This window comes from Megasphaera sp. UBA4233 (assembly GCF_002395615.1).
Taxonomy (GTDB): Bacteria; Bacillota; Negativicutes; order Veillonellales; family Megasphaeraceae; genus Megasphaera; species Megasphaera hexanoica.
This window is the reverse complement of the sequence record NZ_DGXL01000014.1, coordinates 181216-207698: the sequence shown is the minus strand read 5'-3', so window position 1 is coordinate 207698 and position 26483 is coordinate 181216. Positions and strand designations below refer to the sequence as shown.

The following is a 26483-nucleotide window of genomic DNA, read 5'->3' as shown; positions in this document are numbered from 1 at the left end:
CTGTCAGCTATGCTGACTGAAGGGGCTTCGTTTATATTCAGAGTTTCTATATATGTTGCGTCCGTTTTCTGCCGCGGCAGCTGGTATTGTATGCCAGCTGCCGCGGCATTTTGTTTCCTTATGATGATACGGTGTACGTATTTACAAATTTTTGTGGAATGATGAGTAAAATAGTATTATAATAAATAGAGAATGACCGTAGTAAAAACATGGGAAATATGATAAAATATAATAACTATGCGATAAAGTGTATTGGAGGTGCATTATGGCAACAGTTCAGGAAAAGATTGAGCTCCTGCATCAGAAGCTTGATACGATAGAAATGGGCGGCGGCCAGCAGAAAATTGATAAACAGCATGAAAAAGGGAAGATGACAGCCCGGGAACGGCTGCATATGCTTTTTGACGAAGGCAGTTTTACCGAAATCAGCCAGTTTATCCATCACCGCTGCACCAATTTTGGCATGGAAAAGAAGGAAATCCCCGGCGACGGCGTCGTCACGGGATACGGCAATGTCAATGGCCGCCTCGTCTTTGCCTATGCAGAAGATTTTACCGTCGAAGGCGGGTCTCTCGGTGAAATGCATGCCCACAAGATTTGCCAGGTACAGGAAATGGCTCTCAAAATGGGAGCTCCCATTGTCGGTATCAATGATTCCGGCGGTGCCCGCATCCAAGAAGGCGTCGATGCCCTTTCCGGATTTGGCCGCATCTTTATGAATAATACCAAGGCGTCCGGAGTCATTCCCCAGATTTCTGTCATCATGGGACCCTGTGCCGGCGGTGCCGTCTACAGTCCGGCTCTGACCGATTTCATCTACATGGTAAAGAACACGAGCAACATGTTCATTACGGGACCGAAGGTCATCAAATCGGTCACTATGGAAGAAGTGACGGCAGAAGACCTGGGCGGTGCCGTAGCGCACAATACCATTTCCGGCGTGGCGCATTTTGCCTGTGAAAACGAAACGGACTGCATCGAGCAGATTAAATACCTGCTCGATTTCCTGCCCAGCAATAACATGGAAGAAGCTCCCGTATACGATTCGTCCGATGATCCCGGACGGATGGATGAATCCCTCGATTCCATCATTCCCGACAGCGACAACGTAGCTTACGATATGGTTGATGTCATCAAATCCTGCGTCGATAACGGGGAAATCTATCAGGTGCTGGAAAACTATGCCATGAACATGATTACCTGCTTTGCCCGTTTCGACGGCCAGAGCGTGGGTATCATTGCCAATCAGCCTAAATTCCTAGCCGGCTGCCTCGACATCAATGCGTCCGACAAGGCTGCCCGCTTCATCCGCTTCTGCGATGCCTTCAATATCCCTGTCGTCACCTTCGTGGACGTACCAGGATTCCTGCCGGGCATCAATCAGGAACACGGCGGCATCATCCGCCACGGTGCCAAACTGCTCTACGCATACTGCGAAGCGACGGTTCCCAAAGTGACGGTCGTCACGCGCAAAGCCTACGGCGGCGCCTACATCGGCATGTGCTGCCGCCAGCTCGGCGCCGACATGGTATTTGCTTGGCCGACAGCGGAAATCGCCGTCATGGGACCTGATGGAGCAGCTGACATCATTTTCAAACGCGATCCCGACAAGGAAGCCAAGAAACAGGAATATATCAAGGAATTCCTGACACCGTACAAAGCGGCGGAACACGGCTATGTCGATTGCGTCATCGATCCGAAAGAAACGCGTCCGCGCATCATCAATGCCCTGGCTATGCTCTACAGCAAGCGGGAAGACCGGCCGCAGAAGAAACACGGTAATATTCCGTTATAAGGGGGAATCAGGTCATGGAAGAAACATCAGCCATTTCGATGGAACTCGTATTAGCGGCCCTGATTGCCCTGGCTGTGCTGCTCCTGCTCGGCTGGTATATTTTAAACAGCAAGATTCAATCGCTGGCTGCGGATGTAAAAGCCCTGCAGAAAGAACGGGATGGCCTTCAGGCACGCCTGAACGCGGCAGAAGAAAAACTGGCTGCGGCTCCGGCCTCTCCGGCAGCAGCTTCGTCTCCTGTAGAACCGGCAGAACCGGCTGTGCAGGAAGTGGCGGAAACTGTGGCAGAAGAACCGGTGCAGACTGCCTCTGTGGAAGAGCCGGAAACAGATGCTATAGAAGACGTCCCATCGGATAGTGAAATACCGCCTGAAGTCGTAGCCGTTATCATGGCTGCCGTTGCCGCCTGCGGTTACAGCCCTGCAGCCATCCGGTCGATACGGCGGGATACAACCCGGCCGCATCAGAGCCGTGGCTGGGTCATGGCAGGCCGTCTGGCTGGTATGAGATAAGAGAAATTGGACTCCAGGAGGAATTAGTATAATGAAAAAATTTAACGTAACTGTCAATGGCAAGACCTATGAAGTAGAAGTAGAAGAAGTTGGCGCCCCTCAGAAGGCAGCTGCGCCGGCTGCTCCTGCTGCAGCTCCGGCACCGTCTCCAGCCGCGCAGCCTGTACAGAAAGCACCGGCAGCCCAGCCGGCTCCGGCAGCGCCGGTTGTTCCCAAAGGCCCGGTTCCGGAAGGAGCCATCACGGTAAAAGCTCCTATGCCGGGCAAGATTTCCGCAGTCAAGGCAGAAAGTGGTGCGTCAGTCAAGAGAGGTGATGTACTGGTCGTACTGGAAGCGATGAAGATGCAGAACGATATTACTGCCACAGCTGATGGAACCCTTCATGAAATCCGTGTCCAGGTCGGTGATAACGTTAAGACAGGAGATATCTTAGCCGTTATTACCCAATAGTGAGAAGAGGTAATCTCCATGAAAATATCTACCCGTGGTCGTTATGCATTGCGTCTGATGCTGGAACTGGCTATGCACGAACAGGAGCCCCGCTATATTTCCATCAAGGGGATAGCGGATCACCAGCATCTTTCCGAGAAGTATCTGGAACAGATTGTCACACGTTTGGGACGGGGCGGCATGGTATTCAGTGCCCGCGGTCCGGCTGGCGGCTACCGGTTGGCACGGCCGCCTGAAGAGTTTACCATAGGTGAAATACTGCGTCTGATGGAAGGTGATTTGTCACCTGTCCCGGAAATCAACCCTGATCTGCCGCCGTGCGCTGTAGAGTATGTGTGGAAGAAACTGGCTACGGCTATCAACGATGTCGTCGATCACATTACGCTGCAGGATCTGGTGCGTCTGCAGCATGAAATGGATAAAGACAAAAAGGGTAGATAAGCAGGAGATGCAGAAATAGAAGAACCCCGCAGGAGGATGATTCCTTCCTGTGGGGTTTTGCTTACGAAGTTATTTTTTCAGTTTGCTTTCCGCCTTGGCGACAAACGGTGCCGATTCGATGATGAACCGTTCGTGAACGGCTTCCCCAACGAGTCCGGCATCATCCCAGGCCTGGATGGTAAAGGTCAGTTTTCGTCTGTCCTGTTCTGTCAGGACGGCTTTGGCACGAACCGTAAGGCCAATAGGAGTGGCCGACAGGTGCTTGACGTTCATGGAGATGCCGACGGTGCTATAGCCTTCCGGCAGCTGGGAATCACCGGCCAGAACGGCGGCGTGTTCCATGAGGCCTACCAGTGCCGGTGTGGCGTAGACGGGGGCCGTGCCGCTGGCGTAGCGGATAGCTGTATTCTGTTCGGTAACTTTTTCTGTTGTTTCTGCAGAAGACTGCAGAGTAAGTGTGAAATCCATTATTTCATCCCTCGCTATTCATTTTTTTATTTTATTGTACCATATTGTGCGCAGAATGAATAGGACGGGTCCGGCCAGTGGACTTTATAAAAGAAATACGGTACAATGAATTATACTTGTAAGCAATAGGAGAAGGAAGGGTAGCTCGTGAAGGGTAAATGGTGTCTTCTGGCTCTGGCTCTTATCTGCCTGAGCCTGCCTGTAATGGCGAAAGATAAAGATAAAGGCGTGGAAACGCGGTTTGACAACTGGGGAATCGTGACAGTGCCTCCGGATATCACGATGGAAGAAGGGACGCAGCCATTTCTGACAGCCCGGTCCTATGGCAATGATGTCGTACGTATGCTGGAAGAAATATATCCGGCTGAACCGGTATGCTGGCAGATTGTAGAAAAGGATGATGCCAGTTTTCAATACGGATACATGTTGCGCTACAGCCTTGACATATGGCAGGTGGAAGCGGCCGTAGAAGGAAAACAGCAGGAGAATGCCTATCTCCGCGATATTGGCAGCCGCCCGTCGGCGCAGACGCTGGCCAGCCATGCCAATAACCGGCTCCGTATTTCTCTCCCATCAGAATTTGAACTGGTTCAGCCATTCACGGCACGGAAAGTGCGGGGGACGACGTTCTATGAAAGCCGGCTGCGTCACGTACTGCTCATCAACCAGTCTTATTTTACCGAGTCCATTTATGTTCTGGCCTGGCAGCATGGCGATTTCGTTGAAATAGCCGTTATCTTCGGTCACAACGAAGAAGATCAGCATCTTCCCGATACACTGCTGTCTGCGCTGGAAAATGCAAAAAAAATGCCGCGTTCATAGCGGCATTTTTTCGTAAGATCACCTTTCTCAAAGTTCCTTCATCAGTTCTTCCAGATGATGGGTCAGTTTCATATTTTCACTGTAATCGATGGGGCAGTCGATGATGACTGGTTTATCCTGCTTGAAGGATTTGATGAGCGTCGGCAGCAGGTCTTCCGCCTTTTCGATGCGGTAGCCGATGGCCCCCATGCTTTCGGCAAATTTCATGAAATCAGGATTGGTGAAATCGACGTATTCGTGATGGCCGTACTGCATGTCCTGCTTCCATTTGATCAGGCCGTAGCTGCGGTCATTGAAGATGAGGGTGACGAAATTCGTTCCCAGCCGGTGAGCCGTTTCGAATTCCTGGCAGTTCATCATGAAGCCGGCATCACCAGTTATGGCCAGCACTTTTCTGTCAGGATGGACCAGTTTTGCGGCAATAGCGCCGGGGACGGCCAGACCCATGGTGGCGAATCCGTTGGAGATGATGCATGTATTGGGCTTATAGCAGTTATAATGGCGGGCAACCCAGACCTTATTGGCTCCTACGTCGGAGATGACGATATCATCCTTGTCCATGACGCGCCGGCAGTCGATGAGTGCTTTCTGCGGCTTGACAGGATAGGAAAGGTCCTGGGCATAGCTTTCATGTTCTTCGACCATCTGTTTCCGCAGATTGAGGAAAGGGACCGGTTCCTGCAGGCGGGCTGCTTTATTCATGATCCGTTCCAGCGCATCGGGAATATTGCCGACGACTTCCACTTCGGGCTGGTAATTTTTGTTGATGTCGGCCGGCATCGTATCGATATGGATGATATCGGCGTTGGACATGTGCCATTTAGCCGGGGCGTATTCGATGATATCGTAGCCGATGGCGATGACCAGGCTGGCTTTTTCCAACATCTTCGTCTGATAATCGTCCATGGGGATGCCGACAGTCCACATCGAATAGGGATTGTCAAAGGGAATAGCCCCTTTGGCCATCATCGTATTGATAACCGGCAGTTTCAGCTTTTCTGCAAATTTGGTTAGCATTTCCGTGGCATGGCTGCGGATAACGCTGCTTCCGGCGAGGATGACCGGATTCTTGGCATAGGAAATCATGGATGCAGCGGCTTCAATCTGCGCTTCCAGGGCCGTTTCCGGCTGGATGGTCTTGCGCTGCAGTGGCCTTTCGTCGTCACCGACGGGCATTTTACTGATATTGACCGGCAGGTCGATGAAGGTAGCACCTGGTTTTTCCCGTTCGGCATATTTAAAGGCGAGCCGTGTGATTTCTGCCATCGTATCAGGCCGGACGACCGTATAGGCGCGGCGGGTAATCGGTTCAAACATAGAGCGCAGGTCCAGATACTGATGGGCCGTAATGTGCATCTTGTCTGTGCCTACCTGACCGGAAATAGCAACTAGCGGCGCCCCGTCGCAGTCGGCATCGGCAACGCCGGTGATGAGGTTTGTCGCCCCCGGCCCGAGAGTTGCCATGCAGACGCCGGCCTTGCCGGTCAGTCTGCCATAGACGTCAGCCATAAAGGCGGCGCCCTGTTCGTGACGGACAGTGATGAATTCTATTTTAGATCTTTTCAGCGCTTCCATGATGGCGAGGTTTTCTTCGCCGGGAATGCCAAAAATATAATGAACGCCTTCTTCTTCCAGACATTCGACTAAAAGATCGGCTGTATTGCGCTGTTTTGTTTTCATTGGATGATCCCCTCTCTTAATAACACAGATACTTTTCTGTTGCGGCTCCAATTATAGTATCTGGAAATGACTTTTTCAATTTCACAATATGAAATTTAATCTAGTTTTAATAATTCTTTCCTTTGCGAAAATGAATGAATGGAGAAATAAAATACTGTAAATACAAGGGTTTATCCAATATTTATGATAAATTACCTGTCAAATATTATGCCGCGATGTAGAATTGTATTCTGTATCCTAAAATTTAACATACAAATTTTTCTTTCGTAATGTGAAAGGAGATGCGATTTATGCAGTTTATTATCATCAGTGCCTGTCTCTTAGGGCAATCCTGCCGTTATGACGGGCAATGCCGGGAGTATCCGGAGATTACCCCATTGTGCAGCCGGAAAGACATCGTGCTCATTCCCGTCTGTCCGGAACAGGCCGGAGGCCTGGCTACGCCGAGACCAGCAGCGGAACGATCAAAAAACGGCGTGTTTACCCGGGAAGGGCGCGATGTGACCGCTGAGTATGAACGGGGAGCACGGGAGGCACTGCGCCTGGCCCGGCTATATGGCTGCCGCTGGGCCGTCCTCAAGGAGAAAAGCCCGTCCTGTGGCAGCTGCTGCATTTACGACGGCACGTTTACGCGCACTCTTACAGAAGGTGATGGCGTGACAGCGGCCCTGTTCAGGAAAGAGGGCATTTCCGTTGTTGGCGAAAGCCGTATTCCCTGGCTCCTGGAACAGTTGTAAGACGCCTGTTCTTACCGGCCGCCGTGGAAATATTGCTTGCTTTATAGGGGCCTCTTTGCTACAATATATAAGTACGCGAGGAGGAACATATAGTGAATACGGTATTACATGAAATATTGGAATGGCTCTATGCCATTGTCATTGCGCTGGCCATTGCCATGGTTATCCATATATTCTTTTTGCAGCCGACACGGGTTTCAGGTGAATCCATGGTGCCGACCCTGCATAACGGTGAATATCTGATTATTTCAAAAATGGGACATATTATGGGAGATGTACCCAATTACGGTGACATCGTCATCATCGACAGCCGCGTCGGCTATCCCCGGACGTGGAAAGATGACGTAGCCGAACCAATGGACAATTATCTGGCCCTGTTCAGCTCCCGCTTCCAGACGAAGAATGTCTGGGTAAAACGGGTCATTGGCCGCCCGGGCGACACGCTGGCTTTCCATGACGGCAAAGTATGGCGCAACGGTGAGGCTCTGGATGAACCGTATATCAATGAACCCATGACTTATAGCCGCAAAGGGGAAGTCCAGGTGCCGGAAGGATATGTCTTCTGCATGGGCGATAACCGTAACCACAGCAGTGACAGCCGCTTCATCGGGCCGGTCCCGGTTGATCACGTTCTGGGGAAAGTCATTTGGTAAATAGGGTGCAAGAGCCGGTGCGCGTACCGCTTGTATACGTGCCGTACTCTTGCACTTTTTTTTGTAGGAAAGGAGTTTTTTTATGAGCCGCACAAAGGAAGAATTACAGGGAGTTACGTCTCTGGGAAATCAGCATACAGCCTATACGTTCGATTATGATCCATCACTGTTGGAAACGTTTATTAATAAACATCCCGGCCGGGACTATTTCGTCAAGTTCAACTGTCCCGAATTTACCAGTCTCTGCCCCAAGACGGGACAGCCCGATTACGCTACTTTGTATATTTCGTATGTACCGGACCAGCGGATGGTAGAAAGCAAATCGCTGAAGCTCTATCTGTTTAGTTTCCGCAATCACGGGGACTTCCACGAAGACTGTGTCAACATCATCATGGACGACCTGATCCATGCCATGGACCCGAAATACATTGAGGTGTGGGGGAAATTCCTGCCCCGTGGCGGCATCAGCATCGACCCGTACTGCAATTACGGCCGTGCCGGGACTCCCTGGGAGCAGGTAGCCTGGCAGCGCCTGTCTCAGCACGATCTCTATCCGGAAACCATCGACAACCGTTGACAGATACTTTCAGGTTACGGTTTTGTCTCAGTTTTTCTGCCATTGACAGAAATTGGAAAAGATATGGTATAATAGAACAAACGATAGTTCATAGTAAACATAAAGGCGGTGTTCTTCTTGAAAATGAAAAAAATACTGGCTGCCCTGGTTTTGTCCCTGGCTGTATCCGTTACGGCTTTTGCCAAGGAAGAAGTGTGGCAGTACAATCAGTTTACGACTATTGATATGAGCTCAGCGAAGATTTCCTATCCGGCAGGCATGCAGACTCTTACCTTCCATACGGTAGAAAAAGCTGGTGATTCGACGGATTACTGCACCTATGTCTACAACGTGGATGAACAGACCATCCAGCTCAAGGAAATGGTAACAAAGACGAAAAAGAGCAAGTATAAAAGCAGTTTTTATCCCGAATCCATCAAGAACGGCAATAATGTCATCAAGGCACGGGCCCGCATGGCCGATGAAGTACTGCAGAAAGTACTGGAAAAACTCAATAAATAACAAAATGGAAGCGGCCGCATTACGTGTTTATGCTTAATGCGGCCGCTTCTTTTCTGCGTCTATATGTATGTGGTTATTTTCCTTTGATGCAGATGCGCAGCCACCGCGGCAGTGTAGCTTTGGTGACGACGATGGAAAAGGCGATGGCCAGGAGAGTTACGATGCAGTAGATGGCCATGATGTACAGACTGCGCAGGAAAATATGAAAGTGAGATGCCAGATGGGTGAGCAGTGCCAGAAACAGGGGATGGACCAGATAGATGGGATAGGAGTAATCGCCCAGGAGAGAAAACACTTTATCCACCGCACGCGGCACGGGACGGCATTGCCACCAGTACAGGCAGAACAGCATTGTAGACAAAGTATAAACCATTCCTACCGGACTGAGCTGGTGGATGGTAAACACGGCAGACAGGGCATCATAGCCCTTATAGTACATGATGCCGTAATAAGCGGCCAGCATGCCTGCTGTGGAAAGCCCCTGGAAGAGATTGACCAGAAGTCCGTGATTTTTAAGCCAGTCGCAGACGGCGGAAAAGTGTTCTGCCGTAAAAGCGCCGAACAGGAAGATGAACAGATAATGAAGGACGACGTAATTGAGGCGGTAATTGAAGGCATCCTGCAGAATCGGGCTGGCAAAATGAAAATTCCAGATATAACTGGAATAGAAGTTAAATATCATGTTGGCGAAAAAGAGAATGGTAAAGGACAGGGCCGGTTTCTTATCCATCCAGCGCAAAAGGGGCCGCCAGAGGGGCATGAGAAAATAGAACCACAGGAGAATGACGAGAAAATAGATGTGATACATGGCCAGGCCGTACCAGAGTGTACGGATGAACTGTCCGGGATGGAACAGAGTAAAATTATGGCCGATGACGGAAACGTACAACATGTAAAATAAGGACCAGGAGAGGTAAGGGATTAGGACCGTGCGCAGGCGGCGCTTCAGGTACTCTTTGTATACAAAGGGCTGATTGAGAGGCTGGCTGAGGAACATGCCGAAAGCGGACAGGAAAAAAAAGGCCGGAACGGAAAAGCGGGAGAGAATTTCCAGCACGGCGACCAGTCCCAGATTGGGAGAGGGGCTGAGAAGGGCTACGGAGCCGACATGGATCCCGATGACTCCCAGCATACAAAGGCCACGCATATAATTAATAGACTGTATAAAACGTTTTGACATCTCGCACCTCATTCATATAAGTTTGCACTAGATACTTTCAGCTTTTTATTGTATCATATTTTAAGACACATGTAGAGATAGTTAAGAGAGGGTTTCCATCCTCTTAGAAGGAGACATGGCACAATGAGCATTTTCTATTATGTACCAGCTGTCCTTGGCGTGCTGTTCATCGGTATCGGCACCTGGCATGGCTGGCGGCTGCGTGCCCTGACGAGGCATTGTACGGTTCCGGCAACGGGCACGGTGGTGCAGTTTGACGTACAGAAAAATAAAAGCGGCGATATGTATTACCCCGTCATCCGCTTTCAGGCGGGAGCAGAGCAGTATACGGCCCGCTATACCTTCGGCAACAGTGAGTGGAGCTTTGAAGCTGGCGATACCGTCGATATCCGCTACAATCCGCAAAAACCGGAAGAAATCTATTTGTATCACGAACAGACGACGCTGCAGCAGTATGCCAGTCCGTTCATGATCATTGTCGGCGGCTTGATATTTATTGCAACTTATTATATTACAATGTAAGGAAGTATAGTCATGACTGATTTTTCAAAACATATGACGGAGCAGACTGAAGTGAACGAAAAGGCCGTACAGGCCGCGGGAGATTTTCTGCAGGCTCTGGGACTGGACCTCAAACAACTCGGCATGGAAAAAACACCGTACAGGGTAGCTATGGCCTTTTCCCATTTCTTTTCTGGCTTGAAAGAAAATCCGGAAAACTGCTGGGGTGAATTAATCCCTACCCAGTCGGACGGGCTGGTTGCCGTACGCAACATTCGGTTTTATTCCATGTGTGAACATCACCTGCTGCCTTTTTTTGGCATCGTTCACATCGCGTATTATCCGGCAGAAGGCAAAATAGCCGGGTTTGGCCACTTTGCCGAAGTGGTAGACGTACTGGCCCGCAGACCGCAGCTTCAGGAACGATTTACCTATGAAATATGTAAAGCCGTTCAGGATGGACTGGGGGCCAGAGGTGCCCTGGTCATCGTCCGGGGGACTCATTTGTGCCTTTCCATGCGCAATCATCTGGGCGGCGATTCAGATATTATTACCCAGGCCGGGCTGGGATGTCTGGCCGACGGTACCGATGCAGGGCATCAGGCATGGAAACTGCTTATGGAAGGGGATGCACAGGAATGACAAGACAACATCGCACGTATCACTGGAAAGATGGCAAGACTCTTACTGTCGGGGATAAGACATTGATTATGGGCATATTGAATTATACGCCCGATTCCTTTTCGGACGGCGGGAGCTGGAATGACGTGGATAAGGCTCTTCACCATATGGAAGATATGGTAGCGGCCGGTGCCGATATCATCGACATTGGCGCCGAATCATCACGGCCGGGGTTTACCCCTATTTCGGCAGAGGAAGAGATCAGCCGACTGGAACCCATCCTGCGCCGCCTCGTATCAGACTGCCCGGTTCCCGTATCGGTCGATACCTACAAGGCCAAGACGGCACATTATGCCATGTCCTGCGGTGCCCACATCATGAATGATATATGGGGACTGCAATACGCCCCGGAACCGGGAGAAATGGCCGCCGTCGCCGCTGAATTCGACGTGCCGGTCATCGTCATGCACAATCAGGATGGGACGGAATACGGCGATATCATAGGCGATATGAAGGCTTTTTTTGCCCGCTCCGTAGCTATTGCCGACGCTGCCGGTGTCAGCCGCGATAACATTATTACTGATCCGGGAATCGGGTTTGGCAAGACGTTTGAACAGAATGTGTACGTCATGAAACATCTCCGCGAACTGACGGACCTGCCTTATCCGCTGCTTCTCGGTACGAGCCGTAAAGGGTTCATCGGACGCATCCTGGATCTTCCTGTGACGGAACGCATGGAAGGAACAGGTGCAACCTGTGTAGCCGGTGTACTCGACGGGGCGGCTATCGTCCGCGTCCATGACGTCGGACCTATAGCACGCATGTGTAAAATGGCCGATGCATTACGGCCGGAATAAGTGGATAAGGAGATTCCTATGGATAAAATAGTATTAAAAGGATTGCATTTTTATGGGTATCACGGCGTATTTCCGGAAGAAACGAGAAAGGGGCAGCCTTTTTCCGTCGATCTGATCATGGAACTGGATACAAGCGATGCCGTGCAAAGTGACAGCATCAAAGATACAGTAGATTATAGTGCCGTCTATACGACAGTACAGGAAATCGTCGAAGGCAGGCCATACAAACTGATCGAAAAAGTAGCTGCCGTTATTGCCGATACGGTACTTGATACGTATCACAGGATACAGGCGGTGGAAGTGACACTCCACAAGCCGCAGGCGCCCATTGACGGTCATTTTGATGATGTGACCTTTGTCATCAGGCGGAGCCGGTCGTGATCAGGGTCTATCTGAGCCTGGGGGCTAATCTGGGCAGACGGAAGGAAACGCTGCAGCAGGCGGTCCGTGCCATATCGGCTCTTGACGGGGTGCGTCTGGCTGCTGTATCATCCTTTTATGAAACTCCGCCCTGGGGAAAAGAGAATCAGCCGCCGTTCATCAATGCGGCAGCACTGGCAGAGACATCGCTCCCTGTCGTGGAATTTCTCCGGAAGTGTCAGGCTGTGGAAACGGCATTGGGCCGGGTACGGCACGAAAAATGGGGAGCCCGCACGATCGATATAGACCTCGTGTACAGTCCTGACGTGACCTGCCGGACCGCAGAGCTGACACTGCCCCATCCATATCTGACACAGCGGGCTTTTGTCCTCGTGCCATTGCAGGAAATTGCCCCTCATCTGACGATAGGGGGAACTGATATCGGACAACTGCTGATAAAGCTGCCCGAACGCAGGCAGATTATTAAAATAGAATAGGAGAAGATTATGGAAAAGATACTGATTGCCGATGATGAACAATTGATGAGGCAGCTGGTCATTGATTTTTTAAAACCAGAAGGCTATGAAATCGTAGAAGCTGCTGATGGAAAAGAAGCATTGGAAAAATACCGGTCAGAACATCCGGATCTGATTCTTCTCGATGTCATGATGCCTGGATACGACGGGTGGACGGTCTGCCGGGAAATCCGCCGGGAATCGACTGTACCTATTATGATGCTGACGGCGAAAGGTGAAGAAATAGACCAGCTCTTTGCCTACGATCTGGGTGTCGATGAATATATAACCAAACCTTTCAGCCCCAAAATTCTCGTAGCCAAAATAAAAGCGCTGCTGCGCCGCGTACAAGCTGAAGAAGAACAACCCCAGGCGGCTGAAGGTGTATCTATTGACCGAGATGCCCGTCAGGTCGTCATCGATGGCAAAAACGTTGATCTCAGTCCGACAGAATATAAACTGCTCAACTATCTCATGACCAATGCCGGCAAAGCGCTGAGCCGCCGCCAGATTCTCAATAAAGTCTGGAATTATGAATATTACGGCGATCTTCGCACGGTTGATACGCATATTAACAGACTGCGCATTAAACTCGGTGACAAAGGATATGTCATTAAAACCGTACGTGGTTACGGGTACCGTTACGAAGCGTCGAAATGATGAAGATATCACTGCGCAAAAAAACATGCTTTTTCCTTGCTGCCTTTACGATTTTGTCGGCGCTGCTGCTCATGCTGGCTATTGGGATAGGTTTTAAGACTTTTTATCTGGAATACAGGAAGGACACACTTATATCTATGTCCAAGGATATCGGCCGCATGTACCACGAAGCCGGGACCGATAATACAGAACAGTTCGACCGCCTTAGCCAGCAGAACAGTTCTGTCATTTATATCGTGGACAATCAGCATCTTGTGTATTCGTCCATGCCGAACCGGAAAGCTGTACTGGGAAGACCGTCATTCAAGGGACAGCAGGAATTTACTGCCCCAGGACTGAAAAGGCTCAATCCCGATGGGGAAGAGCAGCCGATGAAAGAGCCACGGCATGTCACCATCATGCGCAAACTGTTCAATGGCGAAGCCTTAAGCCAGGATGAAACTAATGAAATTTACATTGACGGCCGGGACGATCACATGCGATTCATCAGTTATGTCTATCCTGTAGACGAAGACCGTAATAGTTACGTTATTGTTTCCCAACCGCTGGAACCACTGGAAGCGACCGTTGTCGTCGTGCAGAATTTCGTTGCATTGTGCGGTATCATATGGCTGTTTGTTGCCATCATCGGTTCCATCCTGTTTACCAACGCCCTGACGAAGCCGTTGATTCATCTGAAAAAGCTGTCTGTTGCTATGGCCCATCTCGACTTTTCCCATAAATGGACGAATACGCGCAATGATGAAATCGGGGAACTGGGCCAGAGCCTGAATAATTTGTCTAATCAGCTGAATACGGCCCTTACAGAGCTCAAACAGGCAAATAGCGAACTGGAAGTACAGCTAAAAAAAGCCAATGAAGTGGAAAAGATGCGTAAAGAATTTATTTCTGCTGTGTCTCATGAGCTGAAGACGCCACTGGCCCTTATCCAGGGATATGCCGAAGGGCTGGACAGTCTCGATGTGGATGAATCGACGAGGCAGCATTACTGCAAGGTCATACACAGTGAGACGATGAAGATGGATCATCTGGTGAAGGACCTGCTCAACCTGTCACGGCTGGAAACGGGGACGTTCCGCATCGATATGACGGAGTTTGATTTCCGGGCTCTCGTAGAAGAAGCGCGCTGCCGTTTCGAAGGAGTCCTGAAGGAAAAAGAAATCCGGTTTTCGTGCTGCCTGCCTGAAGAAATGGTCGTCTATGCCGATCCGGAACGCATTGATACAGTCCTTAGCAATTTCCTTTCCAATGCTATCGACTATACGGAAAAAGGACGACGTATTATTCTTTCTGCCGTCCGTTCGGGAGACCGTTATACCATCAGTATCTACAATCAGGGAATCCAGATACCGGAGCATGACCTGAGCCGCGTCTGGGAACCGTTCTATAAAGTAGATGCCGCCAGGACCCGTAAATCCCAGCGTATTTTTGGCGGTCATGGCCTGGGTCTGGGAATCGTGGCAGCCTTATTGAAACTGCACCATGAAACGTATGGCGTGTACAATGAACCGGACGGCGTAACATTCTGGTTTACTCTGAAAGCCTGCTGATTCGTTTCATTCGGATGACTGTCGCAAAAACCGCTATGAACGGCAAATAAAGGAGGCCGCAGCAAAATGAATGGTTCATGTCATTATGCTGCGGCCTCATATTGCATTAAAACGACTTTTTTCCCAGCACGGGATGACTGCACGGCTTCAGCGTCAGATGGCCGACGAGATAGCCTGCTTCTTCCAGGGGAATATCTTCCCGGGAACCATCGTGTTCATACACGCAGAGTGGATGTTCCGTGCCGACTTCGCCACCGGGCAGATAGATGTATTCGTTATTTTCTTTATCGCCGAAGATGAACCCGGCTAATAGATGTTTCTGGGCAATCTGGCTCATGATTCTTCTCCTTTATCATCAAATGTAATTTCCAGCAGCTGGCAGTCCCGGTAATCGGCAGAGACGAGTTGCAGCAATGTCCCGTTATATCTGCGGGGGAACATGGTGTTGGGCTGCATGCCGTGGAGATGGCCGAACACGCACAGAGGAACGTGATACTTTTCCAGAAGTTCTGTAAAACCGCTGGGTCTTGTCAGATCACAGACCGGCGGGTAGTGGAGAAGCAGAATCGTGTGCTCACAATTCAGTGCTGCCGCTTCCTGCAGGCACCGTTCGACGCGGAGCAGTTCCCGGCGGTAAGGTTTGGCGTCTTTTTCTTCATGGTAGTGGATGTCGCCGGGGCAGACCCAGCCATGAGTACCGCAGACAGCGATGCGGCCTTCGTCGAGAGTGACGGTGCTGCCGTATAAGTAGTGCATGCCCTTTCCTTCATCGAGGCGGTTTAACTTGCCGGCACTTTCCCACCAGTAATCGTGATTGCCGCGGATGATATATTTCGTGCCGGGAAGTTCCCGGATTTCGTCGAGATCTTCCTGAGCTTCTTTAAGATGCATGGCCCACGATGTATCACCGGCGATGAGGACGACGTCGTCTTCATGGACACGGCTGAGCCAGTCTTCCCGGATCCGCTGCCAGTGATTGATCCAGCGGGGACCAAAGACCTCCATGGGCTTTTTAGGCGGATTGCCGGACAGATGTAAATCACCGATTGCAAATAAACGCATATATTATTTCCTTTCCGATAAAATGGTACGCAGTTTTTCTATAACCCGCTGCTGATGTCCCTTGTTGGCGACCTGGGCAATCATATATCCTACGTACAGCGGATTGGTAAGAAAACGTGGGACTATTTTGACAAAGAGCCGGCTGTCACCGGGAAAATCGTAGAAAAAGATGTTATAGCTTTCGTTGCGCCACACGAAATCGTGGATGAAGTAGTGGGCGACGAGCTGCATATAGCGAACGAACTCTGGCAGTTTTTCCTTGTTTTCAAGAATCAGGTTGACTTCATAAAAGCCGATGATGGGACGGGTTGAAAGATTGATTTCCAGACCGTCTTCTTCGATGATGGGCGTCCCCAGGAGATGGTAGAGCTTGATGTCGTCATGATAATCATAGTTTTCAAATCCGACTATCTGGGAATGGGGATGATGAATAGTTCCACCGGACATGTAACCGTGATTCCTGTAAAAAACGACGGAACGGAAGCGCCCCATTTCTTTGACCTGCTGCCACTTTTCCAGACCGAAATCGATGAGCTTTGTGGCATAATCCGGCGTATATTCACAAAATTCACCGTCGCAGTCGTCACTTTCGATGATTAGTGTCTGCCAGGAATCCTTGAGGACCGGATAGGCATTTTCCAGCCATATCATGTGTCCCCGCGTTTCCATGATGTTTTTTAAATGTGCCACATCGCAGAACGGGCAGTACGACGCGTCGCGGTGCACCGTATCCGGCTTTGTCCTGCCCAGGTCCAGATTGTATATCAATGTATGTAATGACGGATTGTGTTCCATTATGACGGACTCCTTTACTAATACCTACCGTATATTGTAGCATAGAGATACGCTTTTTCAAATACGATATATGGCAGGGGATGTGGTATAATATAAAGCACCGGAGCCAGACTGGCATTCCGGTGTGATTACATTGAAAAAACAGAGGTATGAACCGTTTATGACGATACACAACGAAACAGCCCATGACTGGCCGCAGCTGCTGCTCGGCTGGTTCCGGACTCACCGCCGTGACCTGCCCTGGCGCACTTCGCCGCGTGATCCGTATAAAGTATGGGTTTCAGAAATTATGCTGCAGCAGACGAAAGTCGAAGCCGTCCGGCCGTACTATGAAAACTGGCTGGATCATTTTCCTACGGTGGCGTCCCTGGCCAGTGCCACTCAGGAAGAAGTGCTGCGCCAATGGCAGGGGCTGGGGTATTATTCGCGGGCACGCAATCTCCATCAGGCCGTTTGTGAAGTGCAGGCCCGGTACGGCGGAAAGGTACCGGATAGGGAAAAGGATATGCTGTCACTCAAAGGAGTCGGTGCCTATACGGCCGGGGCAGTCCTCAGTATTGCCTATGGCCGGCCGGTCCCGGCTGTCGATGGCAACGTGCTCCGCATCTTTTCCCGCCTGTACCTCATAGAGGATAATATTTTATCGGCGAAAGTAAAAAAAGAAGTTACCCGCCTGGCACAGGATGTCATCCCCGACGATGCGCCGGGCGATTTCAATGAAGCGCTCATGGACCTGGGAGCTTCGATCTGCATTCCCCGTCATCCGCGCTGTCAGGAATGTCCTCTTGTTTCCTGCTGCCTTGCCCATGAAAAAGGGCGGGAGACGGAACTTCCGGTCCGCATTGTCAAAAAAGACAAGCCTGCGGTGGATATAACCGTTCTGGTCGTTTCCGACCGGCAGTCCTGGCTCATCCATCGCCGTCCGGCAAAGGGACTGCTCGCTTCTATGTGGGAATTTCCCAATGCCGTGGGAAAGGGAAATGCCGGGCTGGATGCAGCCAGAGAAGTTCTGAAAAAAGCAGGAATCCGCGCCGGCAGTGCCAGCGGGCCAGTCGGTACACTGCGTCATGTATTTTCCCACAAAGTCTGGCAGATGACGATATATACAGCCCCGTATGCAAATGGGACGCTATTGGATAAGGAGGATTGGCAGTGGCTGCCACAGGCTGGCTACACGCAGGTTCCCTGGGCCGGGCCCCATGGAAAAATCACTGCCATAGTTTAGATGAAAGGTCTTTTTTTTATTAATTTTATGGTAATCCTGTCCTGTTTTTCCGTAGCAGCAGGCGTACTATATAACTACATCGTACAAGGCGGACAGGGAAAGAAAATTGCTTTGCTCACGGCATGCTGCTCGGCGCTGGGGGCAGGGGAGTTGTATTGGTACAGCCACTGGTTCCCCGGTCTGACGGGGGGCATCCGCCTGATGGGGCTCCATATAGGAGCTTTGGCGTCAGTGAGCTGGTTCCTCACCTTTCTCCTGGCATTTCCTGTCCTGGCGGTGCTGGCGGCTGGCATCTTTTTTTACCGGCTGAAGCGGCGCGGCCGACCGGTTACACCGGCAGAAAATATGACTGCCGGGGAACATCAGGGGCCATCCATGAGCCGGCGGACATTCCTGAAAGGGATGGCCGCTGCCGTTCCCGTAGCGGCAGCAGCGACGAGCGGACTGGGAAATGTCGTGGGCGAAAGTTATCTGGCTGTGACCAAACTTCCCCTTTCCTTTCCGGACTTACCTGATTATCTGGAAGGGTACCGCATCGGACAGATTTCTGATAGCCATATTGGGCTGTTTTTCAGCCCGGAGGACTTAAAAACAGCGATGGAGCGCCTGGCAGCGGAAAAAGTCAACCGCCTGGAAATTACAGGGGATCTCATCGATGAGCTGAGCCGGCTTCCTCAGTGCCGGCAGGTCCTTATGGAGGGAGCCGCTTTGTTTCCCGATGGCATTGATTTCTGCTACGGCAACCATGAATATTACCGGGGACTGGCGGATATTACAGACATGCTGGAATCGACACCCATACGTATCGTACGCAACAGCCATTTCTGTGCCAGTCCCGGAGGGGGACGGAATCTTTCCGGCCGTTCCGGAAGGGATAACAGGCCCCTTTATATTGCCGGCACAGATTTCAGTTTTGCCCCCAGCGGCCGTCTCCACGATGAACAGCGCCGGGACTATACGCAGACAGCCTTGCAGGGAATACCAGAAGGTGCATTTACGATTCTGCTGGCACACAATTCGGCCTTCATCGATGAAGGATTCGCTCATCATATTCCTCTTACGATGTGTGGTCATACCCATGGTGCCCAGTTTGCACCTATCGGGCCTTTAGTCCAGGCCGTAGGATTTAAATATCTCCGCGGCCTGTTCCAAAAAGACGGCTGCTATGGGTATGTCAATCGCGGTACGGGCCACTGGCTGCCTTTCCGGGTCTTGTGCTCCCGGGAAGTTACCGTATATGAATTACAGAAAAAGCGGTGATTGTATGAATATAGAAAAATACAAAGTCTTTCTCACGGCAGCCCGCAAGGGAAGCTTCATCCAGGCTGCGCGGGAACTGGGATATACGCCGTCGGCGGTGACCCAGATGATGAATTCCCTGGAAAATGAATGTGGTTTCAGCCTGCTACAGCGGAGCAACAAAGGTGTTGTTCTGACCAAAGAAGGACACGCCATCCTGCCCTATGCCCGGCAGCTCGTAGAAGTGGAAGAACGGCTGGAAGAGCAGTGTGAAAATATCAAGGGCATTCATTTGGGCCGCCTGCGCATTGCCGGATTCACCAGCACGGCCTGTGCCATCATACTGCCTGTCGTCGAGCGCTTTCAGGAACGATACCCCAATATTGATGTGGACATTCTGGAAGAGAACAGTCCTAAAACGCTAGCCGAATGGGTGCGCAGCGGCGTTGCCGATATTACGATTACGACGAAACAGCCAGATTATGAAAATGAATGGATTATCCTCAATGTCAATCCTTATGTGGCTGTCCTGTCCAAACAGAACCCTTTGTCCCGGAACGAATGCATTACGGCAGAAGAAATGCAGCAGTCCCGGGTACTCATGTTCCGTTCACGCCATGGTCTGGAATCGAATGTAGCCGAGTACATGAAAAAGTATAATCTGCAGCCTCTTTCGACGTTTACGTCCAACTGCAATTATGTCATGTTGAAAAAACTGGAACAGACACCTTGTGTCAGTCTGCTTCCCGTTTATATGTGGGATTTTTATGCTCCTATGCATCCGGGACTCACAGCACGGCCGATTTCACCGTCCCTGACTTGTGATATTATCCTGACAGTGGCTTCCTTTAGTGAATGTTCTGTCCCGGCCAGGGCGTTCATTGAATGTACGAAAGAGTTCATTAAAGATAGTCTTACATGAATGGATATTTCCATTAAAGAAAATCTGTGCGTGGAAAAAGGGGCTGCAGCAAGGTGAATGCTTCTGGTTCACTTTGCTGCAGCCCCTTTTTCAGGGAGTCTCGATATAAATATATTCCTGCTAAAATCAGCATACAAGAATCCTAAAAGGGACATGTAAGAGGATTTTCGTATCCAGCTGCAGACGACGCAGGAACAGACAAAAGCTGTGCTGCAGAACACGTGCTCTTTTGTTACTTTTTATTATAAACACGAGCCGGAAAAAGGGGAAAACAGTAATTCTGTTAACGCAGTAAGAAAACGTAAAAAGAGTACAGCTGATGTGATTTCCGCTGTACTCTTGTCCGGTAGGACTACTGATGATTGCATGTATGACCATGACCGGCGTGGTGCTGATGATGACCGCCGCTGCAGGTGGCATCCGGATTATACTGCAGCCGGTCTTCCAGGAATGCCTGTACGGCTTCGTCACAGGATCCCTGAACGCCACAGTAGAAGGGGATACCAGCCTGCTGCAGGGCATTACGCGCTCCCGGTCCCATATTGCCACAGAGGAGTACGTCAGCACCGTGATCTTTGAGCCACTGGGCCAGCGGTTCGTGGCCGACACCGTTGGTGGAAATGATTTCGCTCCCCGTTACGATTTTGTCTTCTACTGTATAAAACTTGAATGCTTCTGTCCGTCCAAAATGCTGGAATACGCTGCCGTTGTCATAGGTTACGGCAATTTTGCCATTTGTCATCATATGAATTCCTCCTTAATATAACCTGACTATACTGAATCTTTCTTCTATTAAAGAGTATACATCATATAACGACATATGTCAATAATATAAACAACAAAAGTCAATAATTTAATTATCGAATGCTTTCAGCGCATCTGATGCGATATGGAGCGTGCGCAGCTGGGGTGCTTTTTTATACTGATGGCCTTCCATACGCTTAACAATATCCGCCAGGCTGGAAACGGCTTTTACGATGTACGGTCCTTTATTGAGCATGACGCATTCGGCCCGTTCACTCATGGCGGCATCGGTGATTTCAGCCCGGGACGGAATGCCTGTCTTGACAAGGTTTTCCAGAACCTGTGTAGCCCAGATGACGGGAATATGGGCAGCTTCACAAATCCAGAGTATTTCTTCCTGCAGCTCTGCCAGACGATGATATCCCGCTTCAACGGCCAGATCGCCCCGGGCAATCATGACGCCAAAGGGATTCCGGGAAGCGGCCTGGACGATGATTTCTGGCAGATTATGCACACTGTCTCTGGTCTCTATTTTTGCGATGATAGCCATGTTCCGTGCTTTATTTCCCATCCGTTTGTACAGTTCATCCTGCAACAGGAGAATATCATCGCGGCTGCGGACGAACGAATAGCCGATTGCGTCGGCATGATGGATAATGAAATCGAGATCAGTCAGATCCTTTTTCGTCAGGGGCGTAATGTCCAGTGGTGTTTTAGGGAAATTCAAGCTTTTTTTATTTTTCAGACGGAATCCCTTGGCTTTTGTCGAAATGACGCGCAGATAGGCTCCCTGAGGCGTAAGCCTGGTGACGACACAATTCAGTTTGCCATCATCGATGACGACGGAATCGCCTTCCTGAAGATGATCGAATACTTGGGGGATACTACAGGTAATGATGACATTTCCTGTATAATCGGCAGGGTAATCGGAAATTTTTCCACGGGCGAGGAAAAAGAAATCATCTGTAAAGACACGGTCGTCATCACCGGGGACTAATACCTGGGAAATGCGGACTTTCGGACCGGCCAGGTCCATGTAGATTTTACAGCGTTTCTTTGTTTCCTTTTCCGCTTTATGGATATGGTGCAGCATGGCCTGCCACATATCCCGTGTATCATGAGCGCAGTTGATGCGGGCCATGTCCATGCCTGCTTCGAGAAGATTGCGGACCAGTTTGTAGTCCGTAGCTGCTTCCGGCGGCATAGTCACCATAATATTCGTATAGGATGCATCAGGATGACTGCCAAATATCAGATTGGAATTATGAGCCAGCAGGCGGCTGCCGTGGAAAAACCATTTTGGTGCAGGATAGGCGATGAGTTCATGTTCCTGCTTGTTGCAGATTCGCCCCAATGAAGCGATGACGGCATCGAGATTCGCCATCGTACGGGCTTCGCTGCGCCCAAGTGAAGATAATCCCAATAACAGCAGCTTTTCCTGCAGGGGCCGCAGGTCGTGGCAGCGTATGGCAAGATAAAAAGCCAGATTCAGGGCACTGAAGCGGAAGGAGCTGCGCCGGATAGATGGAGAAACAGCTTGATACATTTTCATGCCCTGCTCCAAAACGTTCTGGCGAAGTTCGAACAAGGTTTGATATAGGTCATTCATTTCCTTTAGAGAAGGGGTTGATTTCATCGTATTGCCTCCTGTATACCAGAATACATGTTGTATGCAACCATAGTATACCATCGTTGCGGAGAAGGAAAGCGTTTTTACTGTAATTTTACATTGGACAGCATCATTTTATGTGACAAAAGATGCTATGGAATAAACGTTAATATGATATAATAGAAAATATTTTTAATGAAGGAGACACTAATCATGATAGTATACGTCAACAATGAAGAACGGGAACTCCACGTTTACGACCGCAGCAGCGGCGTCGATTACGCAAAAAGCGTCATTTGTTCCCAGGAGCGGCTCGATACGGGCGTGATGGGGGAATTCATCCTCTCTGAACAGGAATACGACAATTGGAAGGAAATCCTCCATATCGTGCAGGAATCGGAAGACATCCGTTATGCCATAAGAGGCATCGTAGATCCTGAAGAATTAAAAGAATACATTTTCGAAGATACACAGTACCTCGTTCACGTGCGGGAAACGGCGGAAACGGAAAATGTCTGCTTGAAAGACCTGCAGCGGGCATTAGAACAAAAAGACAAGAACTGGCTCCGGGAAAATGGGTTTATCAAAACAATAAATCATATTTAGTGCGAAAAAATCCTTGTCAGTACACACATGTTGTGATATCCTTAAACAGATATGAATTGCTTAGAGTCAGGACAAGGGAGTTTTAATGTGAAAAAATTTTTTTCCTGGTTTTTAGGTATTCTTTTTACAGTCATCGTTCTTGTAGCCGGTATCTTTGCGTATTGGTATTTTGGATCGACCAATTATCATCTGACGGGGGTTCCCGTCCTCAATTATCATCAGGTCAACAACCGCTATGAGACATGTCTCACTATGAAGCCTGAAAACTTTGAAGCACAGATGAAATATCTGCACGACAACGATTATCATTCTATTACTCAGGAACAGTTTGATGCCTATATGCGCGGGGAAGGGTCATTGCCGGACCGTCCGGTTCTGATTACCTTTGATGATGGATATGTCGATAATTACGAGTTCGCCTATCCTATCATGAAAAAATATGGATTCCGTGGCACCATTTTTCTCATCATGAATCTCATGGAAAAGCCAGGATATCTGACCTGGAATATGGTCAAGGAAATGAGCGACGACGGGATGGAATTCGGATCCCATACGATCAGCCACAAGCCTCTGACCAGTTTTGACCGCGATGGCGTACGAAAAGAATTGCAGGAATCGAAAGCCATGATTGAAGCCCGGACGGGCAAGGTTTGTAATTTCATCGCTTTCCCCGAAGGAAAGTTCAATGCTATGGTCATGGAAGAAACGAAAAATGCCGGGTATGATTATGGATTTACTGTAGAAACAGGCCGTGATTTCCCCTGGGATGACCACTACGATCTGGACCGGGTCCCCTTCTTTGAAGGTCCGGTCAGTTTCAAACATTTCCGTTTCCGTCTGACCTTTAGTGCATTCAGTGCCCTTTTGTGGAAGACCCATGCTTACTTTGCTAATATGGAAATGACAAAACCACTGGCGGAACATATCCCCCAGCCGTAACAAGGAAAATAGAAAAGACAGCTGCCCCAGGAGTATTACATTTCCTGGGGCAGTCACTTTTGGCGTAAGGAGGTAACAAGATGAAATCCTTTATGAAATTTGTATTTGTATTGACGACCGCAGTGGCCGTTTCTGTCTTCAGCCTGCCGTCCGTCAGTGCCAGTGAACAGGCGGAAGCCGTTCAGTCTCAAGATCAGACGGCAGCCGTACAGAATGCGTCATCAAAAGAGCAGGTAAAAAAGGTAAAACAGAAAAAGACAAAGAAGTCGAAAAAAAAGGCGGCTCAGGTAAGACCGGCCAGTACGGAAAAAGCCGATACGTATCAGAAAGGACAGGCATCACACGATGACAGCCTTTCTGTCTACGACCCGGAAAAGGATGCAGCACCATCGGAAGGACTGGCCATTGAGGAAACTAATTTTCATTTTACTGAACCACTCCTTGTACGGCCCAGGACAGATATGATTGTCATCCATCATGTAGGAATCCCCGATGGCGATACGTCGGCAGCGGCTATCCACCGGGCTCATCTGGCCAATGGATGGGCCGGCATCGGCTATCATTATGTCATCCGCAAAAATGGCGTTATCGAACGGGGCCGGCCTCTGGCCGTTGTGGGAGCTCATGCCTACGGGGAAAATTATCATACCGTCGGCATTAACGTGACTGGAAATTTTGACAAAGAAGTCCCGACTGATGCCCAGATGAAATCCCTTACAGAATTGGTGACGGCGCTTTGCCGTATTTATCATATCGATCCCGGCCCGGCAACGATTGTCGGTCACCGCGATGTAAACAGTACGGACTGCCCGGGCAAGAATCTCTATCGCCTTTTGCCACAGCTTCGCGATGATGTTGAACTGAACCTCTATGCTGAAAAACTGAAGGGAATCCATCTGCTGAAGCTGAAAAAATATGAAACAGAAAAACCGTAAGTGCATGTAAAAACTAAATGCACATCACCTAAATACCGGAAGTATTACGACTTTGAAAGGACTGCCTGACAGAGTCGTTCGATAGCTTCTGGTATTTTTTTGCTTTCCAGACTGGAATAATTGATCAGATACGTATGGGCTGCATCAGGACGTGGTTCATGATAATACTCGGAAAGCCCGGTCAGGTACAGTCCCTGCTCCTGAAAGCGATCCTTCAGACAGGCGTCGTCAAGAATCGTGTGAAGGCGCAGCAGGAAATGGAGCCCTGCGCTCTGTTCAATGATATCCGATTTTCCGGCGAGGGCACTGTTTTTCAGGGTACGGATAAGCAGGTCACGTTTTTTCCGGTAATACGTCCGCATGCGGTTCAGGTGTTTTTCAAAATACCCCTGGCTGATAAAGCGGGCCAGTGTATACTGTTCAAAATTCGATACCGTGCAGGAAAGAAATCCCAGAGATTCTTGGAAGGGTTGGACCAGTTCAGGAGGCAGAACCATATAACTGATACGGATGGTTGGCGTCAGCGTTTTGGAAAAAGTATTCATGTAAATGACCTTTCCTCCTGCGTCAATGCTGAACAGTGTCGGGACGGGTTTTCCTGTAAAACGGAACTCACTGTCATAATCATCTTCGATGATATAACGCCCTTCGGTTTCATTGGCCCAGCCCAGAAGCTCATAGCGCCGGGCGATGGGCATGACTCTGCCTGTAGGAAAATGGTGGGATGGACTGATATGGGCAATCGATCCGTGAAGTTTTCGCAGGGCATCGATGGAAATTCCGTTTTCGTCGAGCGGGGCGTAGCGGCATGACATGCCATTACTTTCATAAATGCGTCGTACCTTGGCATAGCCCGGATCTTCCAGACAGACAATGTGCTTTGTGCCTAGAAATCGCACAATCAGGCTGTACAGGTATTCTGTACCGGCGCCGATGACAATCTGTGCTGGCGACGCATACATGCCACGGAAATGCTGCAAATGAGTGGACACGGCCTGTCGCAAGGCAAGGCAGCCCCAGACTGGTACTGGTTCCATCAGGTGGGATTGTTCATCTGCCAGAGTGTCCCGAAGCACTTTAGTCCAGGTAGCAAAGGGAAACATATCGGCCTGAATCTGATTTGATGTAAAATCAGCAAACCAGGCAGGTGTTTTTTCTGTTTCCCGGACCGTTTTCCACACAGACCGGGGCCGTGGGAAGGCACAGGTCGTAATATCAGATACGTAATATCCCCGTTTGGGACGGGAGTAAATATAGCCTTCTGTCAGTAACTGGCCATAAGCCTTTTCTACGGTGATGGTGCTGATTCCCAGGTGAGTGGCAAAGGTCCGTTTGGACGGCAGTCGTTCGCCAAACCGTAATTTACCGCACTGAATGTCTTCACGGAGACAATGATACAAATGTTCATAGAGAAATTCTGACCTTATATTTTCAAAAGAATAGGTTAGCATAACAGGCGTCTCATCCAATCTGACCTTTTAAAATATATAAAAATTGAGTCTTTTAATAAGGTCAATTTAGATTAT

General features: G+C 49.7%; 31 protein-coding genes. 22 read left to right on the top strand and 9 right to left on the bottom strand.

The window, feature by feature from the left end:
• Positions 1 to 265 precede the first annotated feature (265 nt).
• Genes mmdA through B2U90_RS04070 form a run of 4 tightly spaced genes read left to right on the top strand, consistent with a single transcriptional unit; the run spans position 266 to position 3199 of the window.
• Positions 266 to 1795 (top strand): methylmalonyl-CoA decarboxylase subunit alpha, encoded by a 1530-nt coding sequence (gene mmdA, locus B2U90_RS04085; protein ID WP_113855989.1) that lies wholly within the window; start codon positions 266 to 268, stop codon positions 1793 to 1795.
• Between the two features lie 14 nt (positions 1796 to 1809).
• A complete protein-coding gene (locus tag B2U90_RS04080) occupies positions 1810 to 2307 on the top strand; it encodes a hypothetical protein (RefSeq protein WP_292017163.1) in 498 nt (165 codons plus the stop codon).
• A gap of 31 nt (positions 2308 to 2338) precedes the next feature.
• Positions 2339 to 2758 (top strand): biotin/lipoyl-containing protein, encoded by a 420-nt coding sequence (locus B2U90_RS04075; RefSeq protein WP_059077430.1) that lies wholly within the window; start codon positions 2339 to 2341, stop codon positions 2756 to 2758.
• 18 nt (positions 2759 to 2776) lie between these two features.
• Positions 2777 to 3199, top strand: coding sequence for an RrF2 family transcriptional regulator (locus B2U90_RS04070; RefSeq protein ID WP_059077431.1), 423 nt, complete (start codon positions 2777 to 2779; stop codon positions 3197 to 3199).
• Positions 3200 to 3268: 69 nt separating this feature from the next.
• On the opposite strand, the gene B2U90_RS04065 is transcribed toward B2U90_RS04070, so the two are convergent.
• Positions 3269 to 3667 carry a thioesterase family protein gene (locus B2U90_RS04065; RefSeq protein WP_075582300.1) on the bottom strand — a complete coding sequence of 133 codons (399 nt, stop codon included), beginning with the start codon at positions 3665 to 3667 and terminating at the stop codon, positions 3269 to 3271.
• Between the two features lie 147 nt (positions 3668 to 3814).
• On the opposite strand from B2U90_RS04065, the gene B2U90_RS04060 reads away from it, so the two are divergent.
• The gene (locus B2U90_RS04060; protein WP_292017162.1) at positions 3815 to 4489 is read left to right on the top strand and encodes a hypothetical protein; all 675 of its coding nucleotides are present in this window, start codon (positions 3815 to 3817) and stop codon (positions 4487 to 4489) included.
• Between the two features lie 27 nt (positions 4490 to 4516).
• Here the strand turns inward: B2U90_RS04060 and B2U90_RS04055 are convergent, their stop codons facing one another.
• A complete protein-coding gene (locus tag B2U90_RS04055) occupies positions 4517 to 6169 on the bottom strand; it encodes an acetolactate synthase large subunit (RefSeq protein WP_292017161.1) in 1653 nt (550 codons plus the stop codon).
• 290 nt (positions 6170 to 6459) lie between these two features.
• Here B2U90_RS04055 and B2U90_RS04050 point away from each other — a divergent pair, with 290 nt between their 5' ends.
• The 4 genes from B2U90_RS04050 (at position 6460) to B2U90_RS04035 (ending at position 8637) form a co-directional block, all read left to right on the top strand.
• Positions 6460 to 6906 carry a DUF523 domain-containing protein gene (locus B2U90_RS04050; RefSeq protein WP_059077435.1) on the top strand — a complete coding sequence of 149 codons (447 nt, stop codon included), beginning with the start codon at positions 6460 to 6462 and terminating at the stop codon, positions 6904 to 6906.
• Between the two features lie 92 nt (positions 6907 to 6998).
• The gene (gene lepB / locus B2U90_RS04045; RefSeq protein WP_059077436.1) at positions 6999 to 7559 is read left to right on the top strand and encodes a signal peptidase I; all 561 of its coding nucleotides are present in this window, start codon (positions 6999 to 7001) and stop codon (positions 7557 to 7559) included.
• A gap of 82 nt (positions 7560 to 7641) precedes the next feature.
• Entirely contained in the window at positions 7642 to 8136 is a 495-nt protein-coding gene (gene queF / locus B2U90_RS04040) for a preQ(1) synthase (RefSeq protein ID WP_075582304.1), read from the top strand.
• A gap of 123 nt (positions 8137 to 8259) precedes the next feature.
• A complete protein-coding gene (locus B2U90_RS04035) occupies positions 8260 to 8637 on the top strand; it encodes a hypothetical protein (protein WP_234995339.1) in 378 nt (125 codons plus the stop codon).
• Between the two features lie 73 nt (positions 8638 to 8710).
• Here B2U90_RS04035 and B2U90_RS04030 read toward each other — a convergent pair whose 3' ends face one another.
• Positions 8711 to 9817, bottom strand: coding sequence for an acyltransferase (locus tag B2U90_RS04030; protein WP_059077439.1), 1107 nt, complete (start codon positions 9815 to 9817; stop codon positions 8711 to 8713).
• Between the two features lie 123 nt (positions 9818 to 9940).
• Between B2U90_RS04030 and B2U90_RS04025 the strand changes: the two genes are divergently transcribed.
• The 7 genes from B2U90_RS04025 to B2U90_RS03995 are packed head-to-tail and all read left to right on the top strand — an operon-like array spanning position 9941 to position 14881.
• Positions 9941 to 10339, top strand: coding sequence for a DUF3592 domain-containing protein (locus B2U90_RS04025; protein WP_059077440.1), 399 nt, complete (start codon positions 9941 to 9943; stop codon positions 10337 to 10339).
• Between the two features lie 12 nt (positions 10340 to 10351).
• Positions 10352 to 10960 carry a GTP cyclohydrolase I gene (folE, locus tag B2U90_RS04020; protein WP_234995338.1) on the top strand — a complete coding sequence of 203 codons (609 nt, stop codon included), beginning with the start codon at positions 10352 to 10354 and terminating at the stop codon, positions 10958 to 10960.
• The gene (folP, locus tag B2U90_RS04015) at positions 10957 to 11796 is read left to right on the top strand and encodes a dihydropteroate synthase (protein ID WP_059077441.1); all 840 of its coding nucleotides are present in this window, start codon (positions 10957 to 10959) and stop codon (positions 11794 to 11796) included. Before folE ends, folP begins: the two co-directional genes overlap by 4 nt.
• 18 nt (positions 11797 to 11814) lie before the next feature.
• Positions 11815 to 12177 carry a dihydroneopterin aldolase gene (gene folB, locus B2U90_RS04010; RefSeq protein WP_059077442.1) on the top strand — a complete coding sequence of 121 codons (363 nt, stop codon included), beginning with the start codon at positions 11815 to 11817 and terminating at the stop codon, positions 12175 to 12177.
• The gene (gene folK / locus B2U90_RS04005) at positions 12174 to 12653 is read left to right on the top strand and encodes a 2-amino-4-hydroxy-6-hydroxymethyldihydropteridine diphosphokinase (protein ID WP_059077443.1); all 480 of its coding nucleotides are present in this window, start codon (positions 12174 to 12176) and stop codon (positions 12651 to 12653) included. Before folB ends, folK begins: the two co-directional genes overlap by 4 nt.
• A gap of 9 nt (positions 12654 to 12662) precedes the next feature.
• The gene (locus B2U90_RS04000) at positions 12663 to 13331 is read left to right on the top strand and encodes a response regulator transcription factor (protein WP_059077444.1); all 669 of its coding nucleotides are present in this window, start codon (positions 12663 to 12665) and stop codon (positions 13329 to 13331) included.
• A complete protein-coding gene (locus B2U90_RS03995; RefSeq protein WP_113855983.1) occupies positions 13328 to 14881 on the top strand; it encodes a HAMP domain-containing sensor histidine kinase in 1554 nt (517 codons plus the stop codon). Before B2U90_RS04000 ends, B2U90_RS03995 begins: the two co-directional genes overlap by 4 nt.
• 106 nt (positions 14882 to 14987) lie before the next feature.
• Here B2U90_RS03995 and B2U90_RS03990 read toward each other — a convergent pair whose 3' ends face one another.
• Genes B2U90_RS03990 through B2U90_RS03980 form a run of 3 tightly spaced genes read right to left on the bottom strand, consistent with a single transcriptional unit; the run spans position 14988 to position 16738 of the window.
• Entirely contained in the window at positions 14988 to 15218 is a 231-nt protein-coding gene (locus tag B2U90_RS03990) for a hypothetical protein (protein ID WP_059077446.1), read from the bottom strand.
• On the bottom strand, positions 15215 to 15943 hold the full coding sequence (locus B2U90_RS03985; protein WP_113855982.1) for a metallophosphoesterase: 729 nt from the start codon (positions 15941 to 15943) through the stop codon (positions 15215 to 15217). Before B2U90_RS03985 ends, B2U90_RS03990 begins: the two co-directional genes overlap by 4 nt.
• 3 nt (positions 15944 to 15946) lie before the next feature.
• Positions 15947 to 16738 (bottom strand): DUF4931 domain-containing protein, encoded by a 792-nt coding sequence (locus B2U90_RS03980; protein ID WP_075582310.1) that lies wholly within the window; start codon positions 16736 to 16738, stop codon positions 15947 to 15949.
• Positions 16739 to 16898: 160 nt separating this feature from the next.
• Between B2U90_RS03980 and mutY the strand changes: the two genes are divergently transcribed.
• From mutY to B2U90_RS03965, 3 genes are all read left to right on the top strand, one after another.
• Positions 16899 to 17963: an A/G-specific adenine glycosylase gene (gene mutY, locus B2U90_RS03975; RefSeq protein ID WP_059077449.1), complete on the top strand. Its 1065-nt coding sequence runs from the start codon at positions 16899 to 16901 to the stop codon at positions 17961 to 17963.
• Positions 17964 to 18113: 150 nt separating this feature from the next.
• On the top strand, positions 18114 to 19223 hold the full coding sequence (locus tag B2U90_RS03970; protein WP_236699707.1) for a metallophosphoesterase: 1110 nt from the start codon (positions 18114 to 18116) through the stop codon (positions 19221 to 19223).
• Positions 19224 to 19227: 4 nt separating this feature from the next.
• Positions 19228 to 20124, top strand: coding sequence for a LysR family transcriptional regulator (locus B2U90_RS03965; RefSeq protein ID WP_292017160.1), 897 nt, complete (start codon positions 19228 to 19230; stop codon positions 20122 to 20124).
• A 352-nt stretch (positions 20125 to 20476) separates the two neighbouring features.
• On the opposite strand, the gene B2U90_RS03960 is transcribed toward B2U90_RS03965, so the two are convergent.
• Positions 20477 to 20869, bottom strand: a complete 393-nt coding sequence (locus B2U90_RS03960; RefSeq protein ID WP_200817467.1) for a NifB/NifX family molybdenum-iron cluster-binding protein — start codon at positions 20867 to 20869, stop codon at positions 20477 to 20479.
• A gap of 108 nt (positions 20870 to 20977) precedes the next feature.
• Entirely contained in the window at positions 20978 to 22420 is a 1443-nt protein-coding gene (locus tag B2U90_RS03955) for a pyruvate kinase (RefSeq protein WP_292017159.1), read from the bottom strand.
• Positions 22421 to 22690: 270 nt separating this feature from the next.
• Between B2U90_RS03955 and B2U90_RS03950 the strand changes: the two genes are divergently transcribed.
• The 3 genes from B2U90_RS03950 to B2U90_RS03940 all read left to right on the top strand — a co-directional run bounded on the left by B2U90_RS03950 (position 22691) and on the right by B2U90_RS03940 (position 24957).
• Complete coding sequence (locus tag B2U90_RS03950; RefSeq protein WP_292017158.1) at positions 22691 to 23083, top strand: hypothetical protein; 393 nt, start codon at positions 22691 to 22693, stop codon at positions 23081 to 23083.
• Positions 23084 to 23170: 87 nt separating this feature from the next.
• On the top strand, positions 23171 to 24022 hold the full coding sequence (locus tag B2U90_RS03945) for a polysaccharide deacetylase family protein (protein ID WP_257536513.1): 852 nt from the start codon (positions 23171 to 23173) through the stop codon (positions 24020 to 24022).
• 80 nt (positions 24023 to 24102) lie between these two features.
• Complete coding sequence (locus tag B2U90_RS03940; RefSeq protein ID WP_292017157.1) at positions 24103 to 24957, top strand: peptidoglycan recognition protein family protein; 855 nt, start codon at positions 24103 to 24105, stop codon at positions 24955 to 24957.
• 44 nt (positions 24958 to 25001) lie between these two features.
• On the opposite strand, the gene B2U90_RS03935 is transcribed toward B2U90_RS03940, so the two are convergent.
• Complete coding sequence (locus B2U90_RS03935) at positions 25002 to 26408, bottom strand: PLP-dependent aminotransferase family protein (protein WP_292017156.1); 1407 nt, start codon at positions 26406 to 26408, stop codon at positions 25002 to 25004.
• Between the last annotated feature and the right edge of the window lie 75 nt (positions 26409 to 26483).

Excerpts from the sequence above, each read along its gene's own strand:
- B2U90_RS04055 (WP_292017161.1), bottom strand. The coding sequence starts at position 6,169 with ATGAAAACAAAACAGCGCAATACAGCCGATCTTTTAGTCGAATGTCTG.
- B2U90_RS04050 (WP_059077435.1), top strand. The coding sequence starts at position 6,460 with ATGCAGTTTATTATCATCAGTGCCTGTCTCTTAGGGCAATCCTGCCGT.
- B2U90_RS03985 (WP_113855982.1), bottom strand. The coding sequence starts at position 15,943 with ATGCGTTTATTTGCAATCGGTGATTTACATCTGTCCGGCAATCCGCCT.
- B2U90_RS03960 (WP_200817467.1), bottom strand. The coding sequence starts at position 20,869 with ATGATGACAAATGGCAAAATTGCCGTAACCTATGACAACGGCAGCGTA.
- folP (WP_059077441.1), top strand. The coding sequence starts at position 10,957 with ATGACAAGACAACATCGCACGTATCACTGGAAAGATGGCAAGACTCTT.
- B2U90_RS04035 (WP_234995339.1), top strand. The coding sequence starts at position 8,260 with ATGAAAAAAATACTGGCTGCCCTGGTTTTGTCCCTGGCTGTATCCGTT.
- B2U90_RS04080 (WP_292017163.1), top strand. The coding sequence starts at position 1,810 with ATGGAAGAAACATCAGCCATTTCGATGGAACTCGTATTAGCGGCCCTG.
- B2U90_RS04075 (WP_059077430.1), top strand. The coding sequence starts at position 2,339 with ATGAAAAAATTTAACGTAACTGTCAATGGCAAGACCTATGAAGTAGAA.
- B2U90_RS04000 (WP_059077444.1), top strand. The coding sequence starts at position 12,663 with ATGGAAAAGATACTGATTGCCGATGATGAACAATTGATGAGGCAGCTG.
- B2U90_RS03980 (WP_075582310.1), bottom strand. The coding sequence starts at position 16,738 with ATGGAACACAATCCGTCATTACATACATTGATATACAATCTGGACCTG.
- B2U90_RS03950 (WP_292017158.1), top strand. The coding sequence starts at position 22,691 with ATGATAGTATACGTCAACAATGAAGAACGGGAACTCCACGTTTACGAC.
- B2U90_RS04070 (WP_059077431.1), top strand. The coding sequence starts at position 2,777 with ATGAAAATATCTACCCGTGGTCGTTATGCATTGCGTCTGATGCTGGAA.
- B2U90_RS03995 (WP_113855983.1), top strand. The coding sequence starts at position 13,328 with ATGATGAAGATATCACTGCGCAAAAAAACATGCTTTTTCCTTGCTGCC.
- B2U90_RS03990 (WP_059077446.1), bottom strand. The coding sequence starts at position 15,218 with ATGAGCCAGATTGCCCAGAAACATCTATTAGCCGGGTTCATCTTCGGC.
- mmdA (WP_113855989.1), top strand. The coding sequence starts at position 266 with ATGGCAACAGTTCAGGAAAAGATTGAGCTCCTGCATCAGAAGCTTGAT.
- B2U90_RS04030 (WP_059077439.1), bottom strand. The coding sequence starts at position 9,817 with ATGTCAAAACGTTTTATACAGTCTATTAATTATATGCGTGGCCTTTGT.
- B2U90_RS04065 (WP_075582300.1), bottom strand. The coding sequence starts at position 3,667 with ATGGATTTCACACTTACTCTGCAGTCTTCTGCAGAAACAACAGAAAAA.
- folE (WP_234995338.1), top strand. The coding sequence starts at position 10,352 with ATGACTGATTTTTCAAAACATATGACGGAGCAGACTGAAGTGAACGAA.
- B2U90_RS03940 (WP_292017157.1), top strand. The coding sequence starts at position 24,103 with ATGAAATCCTTTATGAAATTTGTATTTGTATTGACGACCGCAGTGGCC.
- queF (WP_075582304.1), top strand. The coding sequence starts at position 7,642 with ATGAGCCGCACAAAGGAAGAATTACAGGGAGTTACGTCTCTGGGAAAT.
- B2U90_RS04025 (WP_059077440.1), top strand. The coding sequence starts at position 9,941 with ATGAGCATTTTCTATTATGTACCAGCTGTCCTTGGCGTGCTGTTCATC.
- mutY (WP_059077449.1), top strand. The coding sequence starts at position 16,899 with ATGACGATACACAACGAAACAGCCCATGACTGGCCGCAGCTGCTGCTC.
- B2U90_RS03965 (WP_292017160.1), top strand. The coding sequence starts at position 19,228 with ATGAATATAGAAAAATACAAAGTCTTTCTCACGGCAGCCCGCAAGGGA.
- folB (WP_059077442.1), top strand. The coding sequence starts at position 11,815 with ATGGATAAAATAGTATTAAAAGGATTGCATTTTTATGGGTATCACGGC.
- B2U90_RS03935 (WP_292017156.1), bottom strand. The coding sequence starts at position 26,408 with ATGCTAACCTATTCTTTTGAAAATATAAGGTCAGAATTTCTCTATGAA.
- B2U90_RS03955 (WP_292017159.1), bottom strand. The coding sequence starts at position 22,420 with ATGAAAATGTATCAAGCTGTTTCTCCATCTATCCGGCGCAGCTCCTTC.